This is a genomic window from Candidatus Tisiphia endosymbiont of Mystacides longicornis, assembly GCF_964031095.1.
In the GTDB taxonomy this organism is placed as follows: Bacteria; Pseudomonadota; Alphaproteobacteria; order Rickettsiales; family Rickettsiaceae; genus Tisiphia.
This window is the reverse complement of sequence record NZ_OZ035004.1, coordinates 73976-97564: the sequence shown is the minus strand read 5'-3', so window position 1 is coordinate 97564 and position 23589 is coordinate 73976. Positions and strand designations below refer to the sequence as shown.

Annotated in this window: 23 protein-coding genes; 10 read left to right on the top strand and 13 right to left on the bottom strand. The window is 33.7% G+C overall.

The genetic code is table 11. The annotated features are described in order from the left end of the window. Window positions 1-145 precede the first annotated feature (145 nt). The gene (locus ACQH6S_RS00555; RefSeq protein WP_425360520.1) at window positions 146-832 is read left to right on the top strand and encodes an HD domain-containing protein; all 687 of its coding nucleotides are present in this window, start codon (window positions 146-148) and stop codon (window positions 830-832) included. Here ACQH6S_RS00555 and ACQH6S_RS00550 read toward each other — a convergent pair. From ACQH6S_RS00550 to ACQH6S_RS00535, 4 genes are all read right to left on the bottom strand, one after another. Beyond that, window positions 793-2124: an MFS transporter gene (locus ACQH6S_RS00550; protein ID WP_425360519.1), complete on the bottom strand. Its 1332-nt coding sequence runs from the start codon at window positions 2122-2124 to the stop codon at window positions 793-795. The two genes, ACQH6S_RS00555 and ACQH6S_RS00550, sit on opposite strands and share 40 nt — an antisense overlap. 425 nt (window positions 2125-2549) lie before the next feature. Further along, complete coding sequence (locus tag ACQH6S_RS00545; RefSeq protein WP_425364604.1) at window positions 2550-3596, bottom strand: IS110 family transposase; 1047 nt, start codon at window positions 3594-3596, stop codon at window positions 2550-2552. A gap of 386 nt (window positions 3597-3982) precedes the next feature. Further along, complete coding sequence (locus tag ACQH6S_RS00540; protein WP_425360920.1) at window positions 3983-4042, bottom strand: hypothetical protein; 60 nt, start codon at window positions 4040-4042, stop codon at window positions 3983-3985. 93 nt (window positions 4043-4135) lie between these two features. Then, a complete protein-coding gene (locus tag ACQH6S_RS00535; RefSeq protein ID WP_425360516.1) occupies window positions 4136-4642 on the bottom strand; it encodes a DNA-3-methyladenine glycosylase in 507 nt (168 codons plus the stop codon). 8 nt (window positions 4643-4650) lie between these two features. Between ACQH6S_RS00535 and truA the strand changes: the two genes are divergently transcribed. After that, a complete protein-coding gene (gene truA / locus ACQH6S_RS00530; protein WP_425364603.1) occupies window positions 4651-5562 on the top strand; it encodes a tRNA pseudouridine(38-40) synthase TruA in 912 nt (303 codons plus the stop codon). Window positions 5563-5595: 33 nt separating this feature from the next. On the opposite strand, the gene ACQH6S_RS00525 is transcribed toward truA, so the two are convergent. Both ACQH6S_RS00525 and ACQH6S_RS00520 read right to left on the bottom strand, forming a co-directional pair. Then, window positions 5596-6087 (bottom strand): copper chaperone PCu(A)C, encoded by a 492-nt coding sequence (locus ACQH6S_RS00525; RefSeq protein ID WP_425364602.1) that lies wholly within the window; start codon window positions 6085-6087, stop codon window positions 5596-5598. A 232-nt stretch (window positions 6088-6319) separates the two neighbouring features. Further along, complete coding sequence (locus ACQH6S_RS00520) at window positions 6320-6577, bottom strand: DUF2671 domain-containing protein (RefSeq protein WP_250311591.1); 258 nt, start codon at window positions 6575-6577, stop codon at window positions 6320-6322. 115 nt (window positions 6578-6692) lie between these two features. On the opposite strand from ACQH6S_RS00520, the gene ACQH6S_RS00515 reads away from it, so the two are divergent. Continuing rightward, window positions 6693-8462, top strand: a complete 1770-nt coding sequence (locus tag ACQH6S_RS00515) for an ABC transporter ATP-binding protein (protein ID WP_425360513.1) — start codon at window positions 6693-6695, stop codon at window positions 8460-8462. Window positions 8463-8678: 216 nt separating this feature from the next. Here ACQH6S_RS00515 and ACQH6S_RS00510 read toward each other — a convergent pair whose 3' ends face one another. Together ACQH6S_RS00510 and ACQH6S_RS00505 are read right to left on the bottom strand one after the other, a co-directional pair. Beyond that, a complete protein-coding gene (locus tag ACQH6S_RS00510; protein WP_425360512.1) occupies window positions 8679-9995 on the bottom strand; it encodes an NAD(P)-dependent oxidoreductase in 1317 nt (438 codons plus the stop codon). 6 nt (window positions 9996-10001) lie between these two features. Then, on the bottom strand, window positions 10002-10322 hold the full coding sequence (locus ACQH6S_RS00505) for a hypothetical protein (RefSeq protein WP_425364601.1): 321 nt from the start codon (window positions 10320-10322) through the stop codon (window positions 10002-10004). Window positions 10323-10521: 199 nt separating this feature from the next. On the opposite strand from ACQH6S_RS00505, the gene ACQH6S_RS00500 reads away from it, so the two are divergent. After that, on the top strand, window positions 10522-11502 hold the full coding sequence (locus tag ACQH6S_RS00500; RefSeq protein ID WP_094649552.1) for an IS5 family transposase: 981 nt from the start codon (window positions 10522-10524) through the stop codon (window positions 11500-11502). Window positions 11503-11596: 94 nt separating this feature from the next. Here the strand turns inward: ACQH6S_RS00500 and ACQH6S_RS00495 are convergent, their stop codons facing one another. Further along, window positions 11597-11839, bottom strand: a complete 243-nt coding sequence (locus ACQH6S_RS00495) for a hypothetical protein (protein WP_425364600.1) — start codon at window positions 11837-11839, stop codon at window positions 11597-11599. On the opposite strand from ACQH6S_RS00495, the gene ACQH6S_RS00490 reads away from it, so the two are divergent. Then, on the top strand, window positions 11829-17201 hold the full coding sequence (locus ACQH6S_RS00490; RefSeq protein WP_425364599.1) for an autotransporter domain-containing protein: 5373 nt from the start codon (window positions 11829-11831) through the stop codon (window positions 17199-17201). The genes ACQH6S_RS00495 and ACQH6S_RS00490 overlap by 11 nt on opposite strands. A 292-nt stretch (window positions 17202-17493) precedes the next feature. Here ACQH6S_RS00490 and ACQH6S_RS00485 read toward each other — a convergent pair whose 3' ends face one another. Next, complete coding sequence (locus tag ACQH6S_RS00485; RefSeq protein WP_425364598.1) at window positions 17494-18981, bottom strand: autotransporter outer membrane beta-barrel domain-containing protein; 1488 nt, start codon at window positions 18979-18981, stop codon at window positions 17494-17496. 158 nt (window positions 18982-19139) lie between these two features. Here ACQH6S_RS00485 and ACQH6S_RS00480 point away from each other — a divergent pair, with 158 nt between their 5' ends. Both ACQH6S_RS00480 and ACQH6S_RS00475 read left to right on the top strand, forming a co-directional pair. Next, on the top strand, window positions 19140-19388 hold the full coding sequence (locus tag ACQH6S_RS00480; RefSeq protein WP_341758049.1) for a hypothetical protein: 249 nt from the start codon (window positions 19140-19142) through the stop codon (window positions 19386-19388). Between the two features lie 302 nt (window positions 19389-19690). Continuing rightward, window positions 19691-20800 (top strand): IS66 family transposase, encoded by a 1110-nt coding sequence (locus tag ACQH6S_RS00475; protein WP_425364395.1) that lies wholly within the window; start codon window positions 19691-19693, stop codon window positions 20798-20800. Here ACQH6S_RS00475 and tnpB read toward each other — a convergent pair. The 3 genes from tnpB to ACQH6S_RS00460 are packed head-to-tail and all read right to left on the bottom strand — an operon-like array spanning window position 20797 to window position 22034. Next, a complete protein-coding gene (gene tnpB / locus ACQH6S_RS00470) occupies window positions 20797-21150 on the bottom strand; it encodes an IS66 family insertion sequence element accessory protein TnpB (RefSeq protein ID WP_341752109.1) in 354 nt (117 codons plus the stop codon). The two genes, ACQH6S_RS00475 and tnpB, sit on opposite strands and share 4 nt — an antisense overlap. Next, on the bottom strand, window positions 21138-21563 hold the full coding sequence (locus ACQH6S_RS00465; RefSeq protein WP_341758053.1) for a hypothetical protein: 426 nt from the start codon (window positions 21561-21563) through the stop codon (window positions 21138-21140). The genes tnpB and ACQH6S_RS00465 overlap by 13 nt, the downstream gene beginning before the upstream one ends. Window positions 21564-21617: 54 nt before the next feature. Next, window positions 21618-22034, bottom strand: coding sequence for a hypothetical protein (locus ACQH6S_RS00460; RefSeq protein WP_425364597.1), 417 nt, complete (start codon window positions 22032-22034; stop codon window positions 21618-21620). A 196-nt stretch (window positions 22035-22230) separates the two neighbouring features. On the opposite strand from ACQH6S_RS00460, the gene ACQH6S_RS00455 reads away from it, so the two are divergent. The 3 genes from ACQH6S_RS00455 (at window position 22231) to ACQH6S_RS00445 (ending at window position 23376) form a co-directional block, all read left to right on the top strand. After that, on the top strand, window positions 22231-22602 hold the full coding sequence (locus ACQH6S_RS00455; RefSeq protein WP_425364376.1) for an IS630 transposase-related protein: 372 nt from the start codon (window positions 22231-22233) through the stop codon (window positions 22600-22602). Beyond that, window positions 22566-22979 (top strand): transposase, encoded by a 414-nt coding sequence (locus tag ACQH6S_RS00450; RefSeq protein ID WP_425364596.1) that lies wholly within the window; start codon window positions 22566-22568, stop codon window positions 22977-22979. The genes ACQH6S_RS00455 and ACQH6S_RS00450 overlap by 37 nt, the downstream gene beginning before the upstream one ends. Before the next feature lie 148 nt (window positions 22980-23127). Then, window positions 23128-23376 carry a hypothetical protein gene (locus tag ACQH6S_RS00445; protein WP_341758049.1) on the top strand — a complete coding sequence of 83 codons (249 nt, stop codon included), beginning with the start codon at window positions 23128-23130 and terminating at the stop codon, window positions 23374-23376. Window positions 23377-23589 lie beyond the last annotated feature (213 nt).

Genomic DNA, 23589 nt, shown 5'->3' with positions numbered 1-23589 from the left:
GAGAAAACAAAAGATGGGGTTGTAACTTAAATGTAACAAAGTATAAAAATTACTATTTTTTTAAACCAATATATAATAAACTGTTGCAATAATTTTTATTTTTAGTTAAAATATACTTTATTATTAAAGTAATGTAGGTATTTAAATGGAAGATATTAGTGATTGGCAAGTAAAATACGAAAATTGTAAATATGCTGATAGGTTACTAAGTAAATTATCTGAGCTAAACCAGCAAGTAACTATACCTGTAAATATTAATGAGATTACAAAAGGTATCTATTACGCCAAGAAATATCATGGTAGCCAAATGCGACAATCCGGTGATCCTTATTATTCTCACCCGATAGAGGTGGCGTATATGGTTGCTGAATATACAGCATTAGAAATGCCAAAATATTACAGAACTGATATGATCATTACCAGTTTACTACATGATACTATTGAAGATACAACTTTTACCGAAGAGATGATTGCTGTGATCTTTAGCAAGCAAATCGCTAGGCAAGTGGAAGATTTGACTAGAATTAAATCCTATGGGAAGATTAGTGCTGCAGAAATATTGAATATATTATTTCAACAAAAGAAATATGATGTATTATTGATTAAGCTATTTGATAGACTGCATAATATGCAAACTATAAGAGCTAAATCTCCTGAAAAAGTAAGAAAAATCATAGTAGAGACTCTTAGTAGGTTTATGAGCCTTAGCATGTACTTCAATACACCAAAAATTGAACAAAATTTTGCAAAATTATGTTCTGAAGTAATACATAGTTATTATAAAACTAATAACTATGATTCACAGTTACGGTTCTCTAACCTTGCAAAGTAAAATACCCCAAATCCATAGCTTATTACTATAGGTAACATAATACATAATATTCCTAGTTGCCCCATATACTTTGTACAATATATGAAACCAAAAGAGGTAACAATAGAGATTGTGGCATGTGCTAAGGCGTATACAACACTACTACACGTAAATCGTTTAAAAACAGGAAAATATTTATAAAAAATTGCACTAGCTGGAGATGAGTCAGGTGCAAATAATATAATCAATATTTGTATTATCAATAAATGTATAGGGGTGCTGACTTTATCAAGAAAATAAGGGCAAAATATTATAAAAGTAAAGAAAATTACCCACCTGACTTTAATAATTTTTAAAGGAGATATCCTATAACTTAGATACGATAATAACAACATGGTGAATAGTTGTATTATCGAAATAAAAAAGTTATGATAAAGAACATCTTCAACACTATAAAAAAAAGAATTCTTGAGTATATTACCACAATAAAAATACACAAAATATGTTGGCACTGGACCAGCACATTGAATTAAAAAATAAAATAATACCGTTTTTTTTTGCACTTTCTCTTCTAAAATTATATCACCTTTTAATATTTTTTCATCAATATAGTGCTGATCAAAAAATGCTTTTAATCGTAATTTTGCATTAGCAAATTCTGGGGTTTCTCTTAACTTAGTTCTAGCAACTGTACCTATAGTGGCAATTATTATTCCAAAGGCAAAAAGATAACGCCAATTAAATCCATAATTGGTAATTAAGAACCCTAGGCCTAATGCAACCATTGACCCTAAGGAAGCACAAACCGCAATTACCATTACCACAGGATATTGTATTGGTGGTTTGGTTATTTCCATTAAATATAGTTCTGCTCCTACCCTTTCACCTAAGGAAGATATACCTTGTATTGCACGGCATATACAAATAATCCATGAAGCCGTAATACCAATTTGTTCATAAGTCGGTAAGGTAGCCATAATAAAACACGAGGTTGCCATCATAAAGGTTGTAATAGTGATAGTTACTTTTCGACCAATATTATCTCCTATCCAACCAAACAATAATGCTCCGAATGGTCTAAAAACAAAAGTGATACTATATGCAATTGCAACAAAAAAAGAGGCAGATTCTGGGTCATTTTTAGGGAAAAATAGGTTATTGAGAAAAACTGCCATATGGACATATAGCATTAAGTCAAAATATTCTAGGAAAGTTCCTATTGAAAGTAACCCAACAGCTTCTTTTTGTTCTTTTGTAAGGCTAGTCTGGCGATCAGGGATAATTCTGGCATTTTCTTGAACAACTTTACTCATAGTTGCTCTGATTTTGTTGTTGACTTATGATAGCTCATATTTTTTCAATATTTTGTGTTAATATATTTAGTATATAGTATTTTATCGCTGCACTAAGTGATATAAGAAAAATAATTTTTATTCTGTCATATATGGACGAGTGAATTTGTCAAGAAAGAAAATAAAAAAATAGAGCCACAAAGGAAGCGGTCATATATTCGGCATCAAGTGCCATAATGGTTTCTGCATTCTTATAAATATCCTTGAGTGACCTCTCATTCCCACGGCTTCTAGAGCCTCGACATAATTACGGATTTTATTCAGAATACTTATTCATTAACTCTTTAACTTTCGTTCTCTTTATTGTTACTATTCTCTACTCACAATATTTATCAATTACCAATTTTTATTTAGTTGACATAGTTTCTTCTTTTTTTCCAACTAAACTAATTTGCAACATATTCGCTACCATTGGTGACTACTGCATAAGCAATCCTTGCTAACTTATTTGCTAAACCAACACATATAATATTATATGATTTATTTTCAGCAAATTTCTTCACTGCCCACTGCACTAGTTTATCTTTTGATTCCTTATCACTTTTTGCTCTTATTGCTATTGTCCTTGCGGCTTGAATCAACATAGTTCTGGCATATCTATCTCCTTGTTTGGTAATCCCTCCTAAAACTATCTTATCTCCTGAGCTATGTTGCTTTGGTACCAAACCAAGCGAAGCAGCAAAATCCCTCGGGGTTGGATAACTTTCCATTGGGGCTACACTCAAACAACTAGCATTGATTGCTCCAATGCCAAAAATTGTCTGCAACCTAGTAGCTTTCTCACTTTGCTTATTATTGCTGATAATCAGCTTTTCTAAAGTTTTTTCTTTGTCACATAAATCCTCAATTTCTTTACATTCTAAAAGTAAAATTGACCTTACCCCAGAATTTATATAACCTTTACTATACGCTAACTCTACCTCCAGCCTACATGATTTGCAAAATTTATTTTTACTTAATTTTGTATTATAGCCATATTCACATAAACTTGATATTGTAGAATTAGTTTTTTGCACACGATCTCTGATCGTATTACTTCTAATTTTATGCAAGAATTTTATATCTTGTTCCTCCTTGCTTTTTAGTAGCACAGTTTTTAATTCTGGATCACGAGCCGCTTTGCATATTGCTAACGCATCGTTATAATCATTTTTCTGTTTCGATGTAGCATAAACTTTTACATCTTTTGTTTTCATTAGTTTGACTTGCAAACCAAGCTTAGCAATTTCCTGTGACCAATAATTAGCTCCTCCACATGCCTCCATAGCTACCAATGAACTTTTATCGAGATTGCTTAAATAGGCTATTAACTCATCTCTTGTAACTTTTTGGTAACCTATTTTTTTGCCATTTTGATCGACTTGCATCAAGTGCATACTATTTTTTGCTAAATCTATTCCTATTATAGTATTTTTTATGCTATTATTTATCATGGTATGGACCTATTAATTAAATTATTATTTAATTTGGAGCAGCTGAAAACTATTTTTCAGCTGACTCCGTACAAGTAAAGCATATTTCGCTTCACTCGTCCATACCATCATTCCAGCATCTAATTTGTCATTTCCGCTTCGGTGCGGAATCTAGATACCTGCCTACGCAGGCATGACATTTTACACAAGGGGGACAAAACAGGATTGCTTCGTTGGCTTACGCCTTCTCGCAATAACATTTTTACCCATATTCTGTCATTCACTCATCTAAAGAATTAAATATAACCTGCATTGAATAGTCAACTAATTTTTTATTAAAATATATTTATTGTTCTTAATAAAAACAATGTTCAATAATTCACTGGCATTAGATATGGTTTTGATGGTTAATACCCCTTAATTTCGTGTGGTATTTTAGCAATATCTCTTTTATTTCCTTCGGGGATGATTACTGTAGTAATATTTTCTCTATAGCTAATTTTCGTGATTCTTTCATTGCAAGCTCTCTGAAGCTTTACATATAAAATTTAATGACCTAATTATCGTACTAAATAACGCCAAAGTTTGTCGGTACCTTTGCTAATGCCAATTCTAGGGGTAGTAATAAATTGAGGAGTATCACCTACGTCAATAACACAAAAGGATTGATTACTAGTCATATCTTGACCATTTTGGGTTTTATTAATTCCAAGGGTACGACATAATTTACCAGGCCCATCAAGTAAAACTGCTGAAGGTTTGTATTGATATACTCCTCTAATTAATACAGCAGCTGGAAACCCTGGTTTTTCTGTCACTATATTTAAACAATAATACATACCATAAATTAAATATACATAGGCATTACCTGCAGAACCATACATAAGCTTTGTACGAGGTGTTATCCCCCTGACTGCATGGCAAGCAGGATCATCTTCTCCAACATAAGCTTCTGTTTCAATAATTCGTGCCTCTATATTACCAAAACACAGAACCTTGCCCAGTAGTTCCTGTGATACAATAAGCGTATCTCTTTCATAGAATGATTTTGGAACTATTGTAGACATCTTAGCCTTTGCAAAAAAGAAGAAGACCCATTATAACATATTCTTATGTAGATTATGAACCAAAAAGAGGCAATCATTTGAGTATGCATGATAATGATATTAAAGATCATGATAATTCATCAATTTTGCAGATCGATAAGAATTTAGATTTTTATCGATATAAAATTACTATTGAATATTTAGGAACTGCTTTTGTTGGCTGGCAGAAGCAGAAAGGTGCTTTATCTATTCAACAAACACTGGAAGATGGTATCCATAAATTTACTGGTGAAATAGTAACGGTTCATGGAGCTGGCAGGACTGATGCAGGGGTTCATGCTTTAGGGCAAGTAGCACATTTCGATTTAGTGAAATATATGTGTCCTTATAAAGTTATGCAGGCTATCAACTATTTTGTGAGATCTTACAATATAGCGGTAGTTGATTGTGTTCTAGTAGACAAAGATTTTCATGCAAGATTTTCTGCTTTAGAACGTCATTATGTCTATAGAATTATCAATAGACCTAGCCAAGTTATAATAGATTTAAATCGTGCTTGGTGGATAAAACAACCTCTTGACGTTGAAGCAATGAGACGCGGGGCTTCCTACCTCATAGGACATCATGATTTTAGCTCATTTAGAGGTAAATTTTGCCAAGCAAAGTCACCTATAAAAACCTTATCCGAATTAATTATTATCCAAAAAAATGAAGAAATAAAAATATATTTTTCTGCTCGATCTTTTTTACATAATATGGTTCGAAATATTGTTGGTAGTTTAGTATTAGTTGGACGAAATATATGGCAGGAAGATGATATCCAAAGAGTTCTGAATGCTAAAAAAAGAGAAATAGCCGGAGCAAAGGCTCCGGCATGTGGGCTGTATTTCCTTAGAGTTGACTATAATGACTTATCACTACTTCAAAAATTGTTTAAATAACTTTTAAAGTAGTGGCTAATGCAAAATAATTATTTATTGGGTCTTTACTTCTACTTGTACAACTTTCTTAATGTTGTTATCGAAATATAAAAGTAAATCAAATTTATCACCAACTTTTAGTGTAGTTTTTAAATCCAAAAGCATAATATGCATACCGCCTGGCTGTAAAATAGCACTAGTTTTCGCTGGAATGACTAGCTTATCTAGTTGTACCATTTTGCTAACACCTTTTTCGTCAACAAAACTTTTATGTAATTCAACCTTGTTAGCGACCTCGGAAGAAACATTTACTAAATTATAATTTGTATCAGAATTATTAACTATTTCAAGATATATTGCAGAATTATTACGTTTGCCAATAGTAGTTGATATGGAAGGTCTTGCCCAAGCGTTTCGTGTGTCAATGGAAGTAGCTAATGTCGCCGTATTATCCGGATTACTGTTGTTTGGAGCGGCGGCAAAGCATACTGACAGGCTAAAACATAGGATGGTAGCAATGATGGCTATTATATTCTTCAGTATCATATTATCCTCATAAATTAAGTTACTCGAGTCATTCATTAGACCTCTTGCATAACCTAAAGATAATTGAGGAATTTTTAGGAAAAACGAAGTCGAATACCGCAGTGTACTAAGATGTACGTGAGGAACGGAGACGAGTTTTGACAACAAAATTACCAATTAGATTAGGTTATGCAACAGATCTATTATAGTATACACTATATTATACATAACTAAGTATATTTAGTATATAATTCTAATTTTGGTTTATTTTAATAAATTTTTGTTTAACAGGATCCCAATTATAGTGAACATTTACTGTTTTAATTTCCGTAACTGTAATGTCTCCATTAGATAACTGTGCAACATCAAAACCTTTTTGGATAGATTCAGTAATTAGAGTCGTTGATTGACAAATATATCTAACATTAAAAAAAGGATTATTATCAGTATCTAATGAATTGGTAGCTTTCTTAGTTAGGCTATTCAAAATAGGTATGTTTTTTTCTTTCATTCTAGATAACTTCAGATATTCTGTACTGTTTTATAGCAGTTTTGTAGTAAAGTGGCAAGGTTTGTTATTAGGTTAATTTTAGTATAATTAGTTTTTTTATAATGAGGTGTGTGTAGTGCTAGAAAATATTGATTTTTCAAACTCGTCAATAAGGCTATTTTTCTATTTCTTAAAGAAAAGAAAAATTAAACTAATCGTTTTAGGTTTGTTATGCATAATGTTGGGAACGATACCTACTATTGATGGTGTATTGCTCCAAAAGATTATAAATTTGCTAGAGTCTTTCTCTGATGAAGAAGCTAAATATCTACCTTCCTCTATGATGTATTGGGCAATAATATATGCAGTTTGGTGGATGGGTGTCAATGTTATATGGCGGGTTTATGATTATGTTTATCTAAAAACAATACCCTATATCAAAGGACAGATACTAGATGAGATGTATAATTATACTCAGTATCATAATCATAAATTTTTTCAAGAAAACCTGGCTGGTTATATTACCAATCGTATTACTGAAGCTTCTAGGTCTTTTGAAATGGTTCTATCGTTATTTGGTGAAAAAATTATATATAAGTTAGCTGTAATTGTCTTCTCTCTAGTAGCCATGTACTCGGTTCATCAAATATTTTTCACTATATTCCTGATATTTATTTGTCTTTTTATAGGAATTACTGTTATTTTTTCAAGTACAGTAAATAAATATTCAGTAAATTATGCCCGAAGTAAATCAATAGTTGCCGGTAAGATTGTGGATTTGATATCCAATATTAGTACAGTACGGATGTTTACTTCTCATAGATTTGAACGTCAAAATCTAGAAGCAAGAATAGATAATGCGATAGTCAATGAACAAATTATGCAGTTTTTCATGTGGAAGCTACGTAACGTACTAGGAATAATCTGTGCTATAATGATTTTTATCATGATTTATTATTTGGCACAGCTTCGTAGTCAAATGCAAATAACTATAGGAGATTGTGTCTTGATACTTACTTTGTGTATGGCTGTTACTACTGAAATTTGGGATTTAACGCAAGAAATAGGGGATATGTTTGAAGAATTTGGTTCTTTTCATCAAACTTTATCATTGATGAAACCTCATATTATAAAAGATATTGACAATCCCCATCTTCTAAGGGTTGCAAAAGGTGAGATAGCATTTAAAAATGTTAGTTTTAAATATTACCATAATAATAATTTATTTGAGAATAAATCTATTACAATTTTGAGTCAACAAAAGGTCGGATTAGTAGGATTTTCTGGCTCAGGAAAAACAACTTTTATCAATCTTATTACACGGTTGCATGATATAGACCAAGGAGAAATTTTAATTGATGGGCAAAATATTAGATATGTAACTCAAGACTCTTTGCGAGATAATATTAGCATAATACCACAAGAACCAATCCTATTTCATAGGACAATTATCGATAATATTAGATATGGAAAAAAAGATGCTAGCTTAGAAGAAGTAATAGAGGCGGCAAGAGCAGCTCATATACATCAAGTTATTGCCGCCATGCCGGAAGGGTACCAAAGCTTATGTGGTGAAAGGGGTAATAATTTGTCAGGTGGTCAAAGACAGAGAATAGTAATCGCCCGGGCAATATTAAAGAATGCTCCTATATTAATCCTTGATGAAGCAACAAGCAGTTTAGATAGTGAAACTGAGAGCTTAATACAAGATTCTCTATCTTACTTAATGCAAAATAAAACTGTATTAGTTATAGCTCATAGATTATCGACTTTGTTGAATATGGATAGACTTCTAGTTTTTGATGCGGGTAGTATAGTCGAAGATGGATCGCATGAGGAACTATTAAAAAACAGTAAACTGTACAAAAAGTTATGGAAATCACAAGCGAAAGGTTTGATAATTTAAATTTCTAACTCACCTTACGCATACCCCCATAAGCGTTAGTTTAAGAAAACAATAATTGAGAAACCGTCATTGCGAGGAGACCGTAAGGTCGACGAAGCAATCCAGAAAAATGATTAGAAATGGGTTGCCACGCCACCTACGGTGGCTCGCAATGACGCTAAGCTATTTTCATGACCTTTTTAAATGCCATGCGTAAGGTGAGTTTCTAAAATAATCTTAAGTTACATTAAATAAACTTTCTGGGAAAATAATAGGTTTCTTCGTAGAACACCCGATAGAATTATTTTTGATCCATTCTTCGTCCAAAAAGTTCATAACTAACGACTCATCCGATATCTGGCTTAGTCTATTTATCATTAATTCTTGTACTATTAACTTCTGTATTTTAGGATCTAGCATATATTGTTTAGATTCCAGCTTAGGTTCTTGAATTAATTGAAATATAGCTTGTATAATCCCACCTAATAACAATCCACGAGTAAGTTGTATATCTTGAGCTGGCACAGATTCACCAGAATTATCTAGATTTATCGGATATCCACCTCTATATATTTTAATTATACCATTATCTAAAGGTAAACATAGATTACTTAGTACATCTGAGATCATATTGGGATAATTATTTTGAATGATTTTAAGTAACGATTGAAACTCAATATCTTGTGATGAGCAGCTGATTAAATTTTTGATTCCTTGTATCTCATTTATATTAATAGAAATACTAATATCTTCACCCGTACAACCAAAAATATAATCTGCTTCCTGAAATAGCAATTGAGTACTATTAACAACCTTAACGGAATTTATGAAATTACATTTTTCTTTGATCTTATCGTAAACTATTACTTTATGATTAAACGATAAAAGTTTCTGAACAACAGCCCTTCCTATTACTCCAAGTCCGACTACTCCTGACGTAAGCCCACTACTACGTAGTGACAAGAATTTATCAAGTTTGATTTCAACAGCTCTTGCAATCATTGGAGATTCTAATAATTGTTTTGCAGCAGAAAAAGCAACATTAACTACGGGTACAGTAATGTTAGTTTTTTTAATGTGAGCTATACCTGAAGATGTTTGTTCTACAGCAAAAACTGTATAATTGTCACTTAAAGATTTTGGAATATTTGTTATACACTTACTACCGTCATCAAGGATAATAATATTATTAGATTTTGTATTGATTAAGGTATTGCTAACCTTATTCCACATATTAGCTATATCTTTATTAAAGCAATCATTGAAATTACCCAATTGCTGGGGTTGGGTACAATGATAGTGTATTACTCCTAATTTTATAATTTGCTCTACCACCTCTGGACAAGTTGAATATATTTTACCCATTATATGAATGTTGCTTGGCTTGGCACCGAGCATGATAAGAGATTTTATTAGGTCAATTGTTGTAAATAGAAGATGTTGTATACAAACAAATGTTACATCTGTTAAATTGATATCCTTACAAACCTTTAACCTATCTACTATAGTTTGCAAGACTGGTAATATTTTTTGTTTATGCTCAGTATTACTCATAACGCCTTAGGTTAAGTTTGTAGTATATATAGCGATACAACCATTGAAGAAGCTAGATGAAGAACAGAATAATCTTTTATCTTCATTAGAAGCAGATTCTAGAAATCTAGAATCTGTTTCTGGTATAGTTCTGCTAGGTAATATTTGACCAAATGGATCATTATTAGAATGAAACAGCTCAAAATTTATATTTTTAAGTGAATTAGTATTCAAAGTATCAATCTGATGGATAATATTTATTAATATATCTAATAATTTTTTTATTTCTCTTTGATCTTCAATTATACTGGGAGGATTTTTTAAATAGGGTGAACTATAGTAAATCAAATTGAATTAGGTGACAAAGAATGCAGAAATAGCTTTAGATAATGTACCAATTTCCGCTATTTTGTTTCGAATCCATCGCTTCATATGGCTTTGTTGCATGAATCGGAATTTGGAGTAAATCGAGTTTTTGAATAAATAAAAAAAGCAGTGGAAATAGTAAAGTTAAGGAGTTAAGATATCCTCTTTTTTTAAGGTAAATATGCCGAACAAACACCAATATCCTTATCGTCATAAATTTGCCCGAGCTAAATACAAAATCAGTAATTCACGTGAGTACGATCAATCATTAAAAAATCGTGGTAGTCTAATAATTTGGTTTTCAGGGGAAGCGGTAGCAAAATGGAATAATCCCGTATCCGTACATAAGAAGCGGGGCGGTCAAGCGATCTATTCCGATCTTGCTATTGAGACATGCGTGAGGCTTGGATTAGTATACAAACAGCATTTACGGCAAACCGAAGGTTTTGTAGAATCAATTATAAAACTGCTGAATCTCGAGCTCAAAACGCCTGATTATACTACTATTTCAAGAAGAACAAAAAAACTTAAAGTGTCACGGCACCGTAGGGCAAATCGTGATCCTGTAACGCTTTGCGTCGATAGTACCGGTATAAAGATTTACGGCGAGCAGGAGTGGCAGGAAGAAAAATACGCACTGAAAGCAAGGAAATCGTGGAGAAAGCTTCATATCGCTGTTGATGAAAACGGATATATTGCAAGCTCTGAATTAACGACTCACAATATTAGTGATTGTGCTACGATAGGCACATTACTTGAGGAAATTGATAGTCCAATAGATACCGTACTAGCTGACGGAGCATATGACCAACCCTCTACATACAAAGCATTAATCGCCCATCAGAATCAACATGGTAATGAAATTCCTATAAAAGCAGTAGTACCGCCAAACTTAGGGTTCAGAGCAGAAATGCCCGATGACTCTAAATTAAGATTAGACAATATTCGTCTTATGGAACAAGGACGAAAGCGATGGCAAAAACATACCAACTACGGCAGGCGAGCCAAAGCAGAAAACGCTATCTACCGTTACAAATCAATTATAGGAAACAAATTAAAATCTAGAACTTTTTTAAACCAAAAAACCGAAAGTAAAGTAGCTGCTAATATTCTTAATATCATGACAAAACTCGGCATGCCGGATACCAAAAAATTTGCCTGATTTTTGACAAAAATTAAACAACACTTTCAAAATCTGATTCATGCAACAAAGCCACAATTAATGCCGGTAATACATTAACATTAGGTGGAAACGGTCATACAGGATTAGGGATTACAACTCTTGAAGGAATTGGCTCTACACTCAAGCTAAAAGGTGGTGCCACTATCAATAATGCTATCACTACGCTTATTGATACGAAGGGTGCGTTAATCTTTGAAGGAGCTGGTGAAGTAACTGGAAATATCGGTGAGATTGGTAAGGCTTTAGCAAGTGTTGATTTTACTGGAGCTGGTAATGTGAAATTGAAAGGAGCACTTAATAATGCCTTGATTTTCAATATTAACCATGCGGATGCTAATGTTACCGCTGATAATGATTTGACTGGTAGCGTGACTTTTGGTGCTAATGGTGGTACCTTAAAAACACCTAATGTTACAGGTGATGTGACTTTTGGTGATGGTGGTGGTACGTTAAATGGTAACGTAAATGGTGATGCGACTTTTGGTGCTGGTGCTGGTATGGTTGGTAACGTAAATGGTAATGTGATTTTTGGTGCTGGTGCTGGTATGGCTGGTAACGTAGGTGGTAGTGTAACTGTTGGTGCTGGCAATGCTAGTGTTGGTGCGGTTACAGGTAATGTGACTTTTGCTAATGCTGGTCAATTAACTGTTGGTGGTAGGATTGGTGGTGATGTAGATTTTGCTGGTAAGGCAGGTACAATTATTCTGACAGGTGGTCAAACAATCGGTGGTAATGTTGATAATACTGGTGCTGCTAATGGTGTATTATTATTTCTAGGAGCTGGTGAAGTGACAGGGAGGATTGGTGAGAATAATGCTTTAAAGACAGTGCAATTCAATGGACCTGGTGAAGTACACTTACGGCACGTTGGTAATGCAGCCAAAGCCACTACTTTCTCCTTTAATAACACCGCTAATGTTACTGCTCATGGTGGGATTGAAGGTAATGTGGTGTTTATGGCTGATGGCAAGTTGAATTTGGAAAATGACAAAACAATCGACGGTATTATCACTACGGATGTTGATGGTGCAGGAACATTAACCTTTTTAGGAAATGGTACTGCTAACGGAGCAATAGGTGCTGATATTAAGGCTTTAAAAGAAGTAAATATAAGAGGAACAGTTACGTTAAAGGATCATGTTTTTGCTAAGGAAACTAAACTTATTGATGGTTCTGTAATTAAGTTGGAAGATGGTAAAAACATTACTGGAGCTATCACTACAGCTGCTGATGGTAAAGGAACATTAATCTTTGAAGGAGGTGGTAAAGTAACTGGAAATATTGGTATTGCTGGTGTTGCTTTAGCCGGGATTGATATAGGTGTAGCTAATGGTGCTGGTGGTAAAGTTATTAAATTAGAGAGAAATGTTTTTACTAAAGAACTTAACTTTGTTACCGCTAATGAAGTAGAAATTACTGGTAATTTTGGCGAGGTTGGAGCTGTAGGTAAAGTTGATTTTAATGCGGGAGGAACGCTAACATTTAATGGTCCAGTGGCTGACCCTAAAATATTCAATTCAACAATAGATGGTGGTGCTAATGGTACTTTAAATGTTCGGGGTAACCTCAAGGCTATAAATGCAGATATTGGAGAAATTAATATCATAAATATTGGTACTGCTGCTAATGGTGGTAATGTTGGTGTTCTAACCATAGATGCCTCGGATGCTAACGTTGCTCTCCTTACAAATGGTGTGGATCAAATCAACTTCTTGCATGCACATTCAGTATTGACGTTATATAATGATGGTGTTGCTGACAGAACCATAACCTTTGCTAATAACTTAACAGGAGGAGTTGGTCCTGCGGGTGCTCTTACTGCTCCTGGTGGGGTAGTATTAATGCATGGTGATGGTGGTAATACTTTAACTCTAAAATCTGTAGGTGGAAAAACCCTTGGGGCAAATGCTGCTAACTCGCTACAAGAATTAGAAATTCGTGGTAAGGTGACTATTGCAGGCGATGTTGATGCACTTGATATACAACATATTCCTGTATTAAACATTATCAATGGTGCAGAATTTACTGATGAAAGTGCCACCTCAGCCCAGATTGCTAATGTCAATATTGGATCCGCTGCGAATGGTTCAGCAAATTACATAATTGATACAAAGCATGGTCCTGTTAATATTTTACCTAATGCTGCTGATCAAATTCATTTCTTGCATGAACAGTCTCAGTTAACGTTACGGAATAGTAATGCTAATGCAGATAGAACTATAACTTTGCTCAATAATCTAGACCCAGGTGGTAATAATATGGGTGTAGTTGAGTTTAATTCTGGTGCTAATAACAAAATATTAAAGATTGACGGAGCAGCTAAAACTTTAGGTATTGTGGGTCGTAAGCTAAAAGGAGTAAATTTTTCTGGTAATGGGAATATTGAGGTCGTCCCCGCCATATATGCTAAGACTATAACATTAAATACAACTGGAAATGCTGAGATAACAACGAACGGTGTTAATGGTGATGTTGTATTTGCTAAGGCTGGTACCTTAAAGGGTAATGTTACAGGTGGAGTGATTTTTAAAGCCGATGGTCGTGTAACTGGTAACATTACAGGGCTTGTGACTGTTAATGCTGGTGATAGTACCGTTGATGGTGTATTGACTAATGTAGCTTTTACTGGTGATGGTCAATTAACTACCACTCAGGATATTGGAGGTAATGTGGATTTTGCTAATAGAGCAGGTACAATTAAGCTGGCAAATACTCGAAAAATTGTTGGTGCTATAAGAAATAGTAGTAATGCAACTTTAGAGTTTTTAGGAGAGGGGGAACTAACTGCTACTAACTTAAACTTAAAAACGTTAAAAGCCGGGGCAGGTGATGTAAACTTAGCTACTGGTAATTATAACATTAAAGAAATCCAGGGTAATGGTGTACACGGCAGTTTAACTTTTGCTAATGACTTTAATTTAAAAGGTGGCATTAACTTGACTGCTGGAAACGCAGTTAATTTAATATTCGCAGGTAATGGCAGCATTGATAGTGACGTCGGAACAAATGCCAACCCGGTTGGTAGTATCCAAATTAAAGCTGGCACTGTGACATTTGGTGGGGCAATTAATTCTAATAACGATCTCGTGATAGCAAATAAGGCAATGGCTGATATTGCTAAAGATTTGAAGGCTCATGAGATTAAGGGAAAAGGTACGGTTAAATTTAGTAATAAAGACAAGATTGTTATTGATAGCCCAATAGATAATGATACTATTCTGGAAATAGCCGGAGCAGATGTAGAAGCTGTCAAAAAAGTTTCTGCTCAAAATATTATCTTCTCTAGTGCTAAGAGTGCAACTTTAACCTTAAAAACAGCAAGTACTATTAATGGTATTACAACAACAGGCAATAATTTCTATAGTCTGGCATTAGGTGCAGATTGTAGCACTGGAACAAATGATATTGCTGCTAACGTAGATATTAAATTACTAGGTGATCACACAATCACTATCAATAGTAAAAATTTCTATTCCGATATATTGACCGAAAAGAATAATAGTGGTAAAGTAATATTCAAGGCAGAGAATAGCGTTGCTTATGGCAATCTAGGGGCAGATAAATTTAGATTGGCTGATGTAATTTTTGATAATAATTCAACGGTAAGAGCTGATATTTACTCCAAGAAAATAACAATTAGTGCTGATAAAACTGCAACTTTTGCTGGTGTTGAAAAAAGAACTATAGCTGTGCCAACAATAAATATAAAGGGAGTTGAATTACCAAGACTATCAAAAGAGTTTAGCTATTATACGCTAATTGATTCGGACAATATAGATGCTAAACCATCGTCCGAGATAAAATTTGAGAATGCCGCCTTGGTTAAAGCTCCAATTAAGGATGGACAGGTGACATTAGCAGATAATGTCTGGTTTAAAGGAAAAGTAGATTCAACATCCTCTGTAAGTTTTGCTAATAAGTATGTATTATTAGAAAAAGACATTAAGTTTGCTAGCATTGAAGCAAGTCAAGCTAAGATAATTAGCTTGCCTGGAAATCAAACTATTGCTGGTGATTTAACCGCTAAAGATTTAACTATAGATCTTGGGACTAATAAATTAAAATATGTTGGTAATGCTATACTAACAGGAACGCTACAGCTGGACACTTTCTATGACAGCTTAAAAAAGGCAGGTGGTAATATAGAAATTCAGGGTAAATTAGATATATCACAACTAGACAGATTGGATGTAAACATAACAGCCCGATCTGATAGTAGCAAAATTTCTAAAGACACTCAATATACTCTGATTTCGTTAGCTAATAAAGATGACAATACTGTAATTGATAAAGACAAAGTTAAACTTGTTTCAGTAAAGGAACAAAACAGCTTTGTTGAATGGAGTCTTGATCCTACTACTCTAACTTTACATGCCAAGAACATTACTAAGGAAGAATTAAAGGAAAAATTAAAGGAAAAAGAAGGAAAGAAAGATGATGATGAAGGAAAGAAAGATGATGAAGGGAAGGAAAAGAAGGAAACAAAGGGAAAAATAGAGGAAGTAAAGAAAGAAGCAAAGAAATTTGTTATTGACTCACCAAATAATTCAGCACAAGAAATAGCGTTTATTAAACAGTTGCTTCAGGTTGAGTTTAATGGAGATAGTGATGCGGCTAAGTTTCTGAGCCAATATGGTTCTATGGATAGCAAAAATCAAGATTTAGCGACTAACAGATTATTACCTGGTAACGAAAATTTAATCGGACAAAGCCCTATGAATTCAACGGCTGCAGTAATGACATTGATGAGTCAAGTTGCTGTTGCTGCTACTCAAGTTGCTGGAAGAACAGCAACTGTAGGAGCTGGTGATGATGATAAGGTAATGTATGGAGTATGGGGTAGTCCGTTTTATTCTACCGCTAACCAAAAAATGCAGCAAGGAGTTAGTGGTTATAACATGAAATCGGCGGGCTTAATCGTCGGCTTTGATGGTTTAGTAAATGATAACTTGCTAGTTGGGGCAGCCTATAGCCTAATTAATACCAAAATGTCTCATAAAAATCAGAAAAGTGGTGATAGAACTAACGGGCAAACTAATATCTTCTCTTTATATGGTGTATATAAATTTGCAGATAATTGGTTTGCTGAAAGCATAGCATCATATGGCATAACTAATGTTAAAAACTTAGAAGGACGCCTAATCTCAGCTGAATCGGCAAGTGTTACTGCTATAGAAAAAGCTGTTGCTAAATATAAATCTACTTCTTATGGTGGGCAGCTAGTTACTGGATATAATTATCAAGCTTCTGAACAATTGACTATTACCCCAGCTATTGGGTTTAGATATTCGCAATTTATGGATGATGGTCATACGGAAACTGGTACAACCTGTCAAAACTTAGTTGTTAAAAAGAGATCGTACAATAAATTTGAAGGTATTTTTGGGCTGAGAACTGAGGCAAACATCCAACTTGACCAATTACTATTAATACCAGAAGTGCATGGTTATGTTAATTATGACTTCAAAGGAAAATCACCAGTAATTGATGCAAGGTTAGGTGGAATAGATAAAGCATTACCAACAAAATTAGTTAAACCTGATAGGGTCTTCTTTAATGTTGGTACTGGCTTAACTGCCAAACACAATATGATGGAATATGGTGTTACCTATAATGCCCACATTGCTAGCAAATATATTGGTCATCAAGGTAGTTTGAAGATTAAAGTGAATTTCTAGAAAGCTTTAAAATTGGGTAGTGTCTCTATGCTTCATTGTCATTCTTAGCAATGGCGGGAATCTAGACCCCTGCTTACGCAGGGGTGACACTGAGTTAAGCCGGGGTGGCATCCACAACAGTTGGGATTTTACGTCCTCAAGCCGTCATTGCGAGGAGGCATGAGCCAACGAAGTAATCCAGAAAGTAATCACAAAATGGATTGCTTCGTCGGTCTGGCGACCTCCTCGCAATGACATCTTGTACTTTAACCTTTTTTCCGTGAACACTCACGTTCAATCTACAATTGTAGTATTAGAACAATAATTTTAATTTTAGCGAACCTTGATGGTGGGAATATTTATTATTAAAAACTAAATATTCATATGCTGCCATAATTTCTGCTAGTTGACATTTTATAGTAATAGTTCCGCCAATTTTATACTGGTATTTAGCCGCCTCTTCAAGTAATAATACTTCCTCCCTATTGTTAGATCGATCTGACTCTATCTGCATATGCAGATTTTTTTGTTTGTTATGCAAAAACTTTTCGACTTCCATATATAACCCAGGAACCATCTGGCTAGTATTATTAACATTCATTGGCATAATTACTCCAAACCCTATAAGCCCAGAAGTTCTTCTGCCATTACTAGCTGCAACTAATAGGCTTTGTGTTTCAAAACTTGCATTATATCTAGCAATATTATATCTTCCATATTTAAACCCAATATATGGGACAATTGATACTCTGCTAATCCTTGAATTATAAGCAATTATTGCTTTGCTACTATAGGCAGTATCAGCAAATTTAGCTTTAACTAGCTGATTATACGCTGATAATTTTGTAGAAACATTACCCAAAGCAAGAGAAAGAAAACCCTGTAATATTACTTTTTTCGACAAATTAGTTTGACCATATATCGACATTACATGGGTATGTACAACAATTTTGTTAATACGATTCTTATATTTAAAATTGGAGAGAACATAGTTATAAGCTCCCCCAATAATGCTACCACTTGGCAACTCTATATCCTCGCCAATAGTTACCGCACTAATTTTGCCCGTATACCCATTTAACATGCTTTTACCATTATACTTAGCTTTACCAATCGTGCCACTAATCCACAAATTTTTAGGAACAATATTAACGTCATCGCCAGAGCTAAGGACAGTAAGATTGTTTAAATACCTTAAATTGGTTAATCTTAAATCAATAGTTGAATTTGCAAATTCATAAGATAATATAACTATTTCATTTACCGCTAAAGTAACAACTCTTATTGTTTCTTTTTGTTTTTGTAATAATGCTATTGCTATGTTCTCGGGGTTAGTTGTTACAATTGGAACTAATATCGCATCTGCTGTTGGAGATGCAGCTTCTATTGCTGGCACAGTTTTTTCTTCTGAAGTATCTTTTTCTTCTGGAACGACTGCTCCACCATCTCCTCCTGATGGTACTCCACCACCATCTCCTCTTGGTATTCCTGCTGCTAGAATAACTGCTCTTTTTGGAATGATTGGTTCTTCTCGAACAGCTACTTCCGAAAGAGAATCTGTGTCATTATCACTAAAGCCCATTAACGAACTATTATCAGAATTATCATTAATTTCAACAAGAGAACTTGTGTCATGACCACTAGAGCCTATTAACGAACTATTATCAGAATTATCATTAATCTCAACAAGAGAATCTGTGTCATAATCTAAGTCTATTACCTTATAATTGTCATGAGTAGTTAAGTTTACTTCCTTATAAATATGTGGGACATCATTCCTTTCAACGTATACTTGCAGCAAAACTGCGTAACACTATCTAATTTCTTTGCTAGTATGAATTTATTGTATAAATTTGGATTTCTACTATGCAAATATCACCGATTAATAAAAAACAGATTAATAAAAAAACTAGTTGAAAAAGTAGCAGTCATATTATAATATTTGAAATATTAATAATAATGATAATTAATCAAATGAAAAAACCAAAAGTAGCGACCTTAAGTGCTGAAGAACGAGAAGAACTAATACAGCATGTCAAGGAAAGTTCATTAACGGGAGATGAACAGCAAACGATAGTAGAGCTTGTGAAATTTTGTAACGAGCTAATAGACAAGCTAGCATCATCAAATATCAGTATAAATAAGCTTAAGGAAATGCTGATTGGTTTTAAGGCAGATCACAAAAAAAAGATAGTTCAGATTCATTAAAAGAACCGCCAGGTGAATCTGATAACGGGAATGGTGGTAATGAAGGAGAGTGCGATAAGCCCAAAAAGATAGATCGTAGTAATTGGCAAGGTAAATATGGGTTTGATGATTATAAGGATGCGAATACCAGCTATTTAACTCCTGAGAATTTTTGTAGTGGTGATAGCTGTCCTCACTGCTATAATGGCAAACTATATAATAGTGAAGCTAGAAAATTGCTACAATTTACAGGTAATGCTCCAATTACAGTCAACAGATATGTAAAGAAAACGTTACGCTGTAATGCTTGCGATTATACAGTTATGAACAATAAAAATATCAACAAATGGACAAATAGTAGCAGAAGTGCAATAGTGTTACAAAAGACCTATGGTACTCCTTTCTACCGTTTATCTAGGCTACAGAGTTTAAGCGGGGTTCCTATAGCATACAGCTCGCTCTGGCAACAATATTTAGATGTTTGGCAAGAAGGTGGTGGAGCTGAAATTTACGGGGTATTATTGGAAATGGCTGCCGAATGTAGTTCACTGAACCTTGATGATACTAGAGCTAGGATTTTAGAAATTACTATAGCCAATAAAAAATTACGTACTCAAAATAAGAAAGGACGCAGCTGTTATACTACTACAATATGTGCTAAGACTGCAAATAATGAGGTAATAGTTTTATATTTTACCGGTAATAGGCATGGTGGAGAAAATATAGGTAACGTACTAAAGAATCGTAAGAATAGAACAGATTCTATCCAATTAATGACTGACGCAAGTAACAATAATAACCCGGTATTATCAGAAGCAGATAAAGAATTACTGGCAATAATAGTGATGATCAATTGTTTGTCACATGGTCAGAGAAAATTTACAGAAAATGAACTATATTACCCTGAAGAATGCGGATATTTTCTCAAACAAACACGTGGGATTTACCACAATGAACATCAATGTAAAGAGATGAGTCCTGAAGAGAAACTTGGGTATCATCAGGAACATAGCAGTAAATATATAGAAAACATATATAACAAAATAGACGAATTATTTAACGACAAGAAAGTTGAGCCTAATAGTAGGCTTGGACAAGCTATGAAATATTGGATAAATAATAAAGAAGGTTTGACCCAATTTTTAAAAATCCCAGTTAGCAATCTTGATAATAATTGGGCTGAGAGATCACTGCGTACCATTATTTTACAAAGGAAGAATTCATTATTCTTTAAAACAATCAATAGTGCTGAGATACATAGTGGTCTGTATAGTATAGTAAAGACTTGTAGTGAGAACGAGATCAATGCCTTTAAATATTTAAATTGGCTACAAGAGCATAGTAGCAAAGCAAAGAAGCATCCTGAGGATTATACGCCTTTTGCCTATGCAAGATATATGAATAATACGGAATTAATCGAGACAGCAGCTTAAACGACAGGAAGCCAATCATTAGAGAATTTGGCAGAACTAGGATCGCCATTATGAATAAGAATGTGTAAGGTTCTATAACAAATTTGGTAAGATGAATTATCAGATGGGAAAAGTTTTGCCGTAAATTTACCTTTGGATAGGCGTTTAGAGCATAGCCAAAAGCCTTGACCGTCAAAGGACAAAATTTTAATGGCAGTTCTGTTTTTATTATAGAATAAAAACAAGGAACCATTAAGAGGGTCAGAAGAAAGTTTTTGTCTACAAACAGCGATTAAGCCATCGATACCCTTGCGAAAATCGATGGCAATAGTGGCAACAAAAATAACTGACGCCGGGGTTAGTTGCAGCATAAAAATGTCTGAATTATAGTTTTTGGCTCTAGTGTTTGGATAATAAGCTTGGTACCATTTGGTTTAATAATGTGACAAGTATAGTGATTTTGCTTGGGAGCAGCTACAGGATCGGTATCTATAGAATTTACTAGTTGAAATGGGAGAAAATTAATATTTTGTTGTAGGGATTGATTTGAAGTTGAGACAGAAGAAGTTTTGATGGTAGGTTCATGGGCTTTTTTAGTTGAACTAATTGTTGCTTTATTAATATTAAGATGTTTAGCTATCTCTTGGTAAGAATAATGATGGAGTAATTGGTGAACTAATTCCTTTAGATGGTTTGGTATAGGATCAAACTTATTAGTTTTAGTTTGACGCCAAGCTTTAAATTGCTGAGCTACTTGCTCAATAGTAATCGATGGTATTTGCATAGTATGAAACCCAAATGTATAAAAAATTCATACTAACAAAAAAATTAGATAAAGTTATGCAGTTTTGCTGCAAGTATACCTTTCAACAAGAGAATCTGTGTTTTGATCACTTAAGTCTGTTCCGCAATTATCACAGGAGTCTCTTAATAAATTATTTGGAGATACATTTACGGTTGCTGATGCAGGTGGCGTATTAACAAATGGCTGTGGTATTTGCTCTATAGGTTCGGTATCTTGACTAATCGACTTGCTTTTATCGTAATTTATTAATAGCATAGAACCACCAGGAATGAGCATTCTAGGGTTTTCCTCAAAATTTTTAAGCACGCTTTTCAAAGCATTTGATAAATATTCATGTGGAGGTTTAGCTAATACTACAGAAACATAGAGTATATTAACATAAAAACAACTCAATATAAGACATTTAATTACCTTGTTTATTCCTGTAAAAGTTTTATCTAATATTGACATATTGATATTACTTCCAATTCATTACATTCAGTTAGTGAATACCTCCATTTAATAAATGAGTACTCAAATGTTACTGTCAGGCAATAATTGAAATAGTATCATAGTATTATCCGTTGTCTAGACAAATCTTGTCCACAGACCCTATAGTAAATCAAATTGAATTAGGTGATAAGATGTGGTATAAATAAAGGAAAAAATGTCAACAAGTCCATATAGTCAAGATTTAAGAGAAAAAGTAATAAATTATATAGAAAAAGGTAATAGTCAAGAATCTGCTGCTAGAATATTTGCTATACATAAAAATACAATTAGCCGTTGGAACGTAAGGAGAAGAAAAGAAGGAACAGTGCTGGCAAGAGCTAGACTAGGATTTAAAAGTAAGATTGATAAAAAAGCATTGGAATATTTCGTAACAAATAACCCTAATAGTAAGCTACAAGAAATTGGTAAGAATTTTGGAATTACAGGTTCTCAAGTAGCTAATATATTAAAAAAGTTAGGATTTAGTTATAAAAAAAAACCTTTAGCTATTTGGAAGCAAGTGCAGAGAAACGATCTGATTATTTAGAAAAGATCAGTAAATATGATAAAGATAAAATAGTATATCTTGATGAAAGTGGGATAGATATGACAATTTGCCAAGATAGAGGTTGGGGTAAGATAGGAGAATTATTGATTGGCAAGAAGAGTGGGAAGCATTATCAAAGGACTAATATAATAGCTGGTTTAGTAAATAACAAACCAATAGCCCCTTTTGTTTTTAATAAAACTTGTAATACAGAACTATTTAATAATTGGGTTGAAAAATTTTTGATTAAAGAGTTAACAGCAGGACAGGTTGTAGTGATGGATAACGTTAGTTTTCATAAATCTCAAAAGACAAAAGAGCTAATAGAATCAGTTGGTTGTGAAGTTATTTTGTATACTTGCAGCAAAACTGCGTAACACTATCTAATTTCTTTGCTAGTATGAATTTATTGTATAAATTTGGATTTCTACTATGCAAATATCACCGATTAATAAAAAACAGATTAATAAAAAAACTAGTTGAAAAAGTAGCAGTCATATTATAATATTTGAAATATTAATAATAATGATAATTAATCAAATGAAAAAACCAAAAGTAGCGACCTTAAGTGCTGAAGAACGAGAAGAACTAATACAGCATGTCAAGGAAAGTTCATTAACGGGAGATGAACAGCAAACGATAGTAGAGCTTGTGAAATTTTGTAACGAGCTAATAGACAAGCTAGCATCATCAAATATCAGTATAAATAAGCTTAAGGAAATGCTGATTGGTTTTAAGGCAGATCACAAAAAAAAGATAGTTCAGATTCATTAAAAGAACCGCCAGGTGAATCTGATAACGGGAATGGTGGTAATGAAGGAGAGTGCGATAAGCCCAAAAAGATAGATCGTAGTAATTGGCAAGGTAAATATGGGTTTGATGATTATAAGGATGCGAATACCAGCTATTTAACTCCTGAGAATTTTTGTAGTGGTGATAGCTGTCCTCACTGCTATAATGGCAAACTATATAATAGTGAAGCTAGAA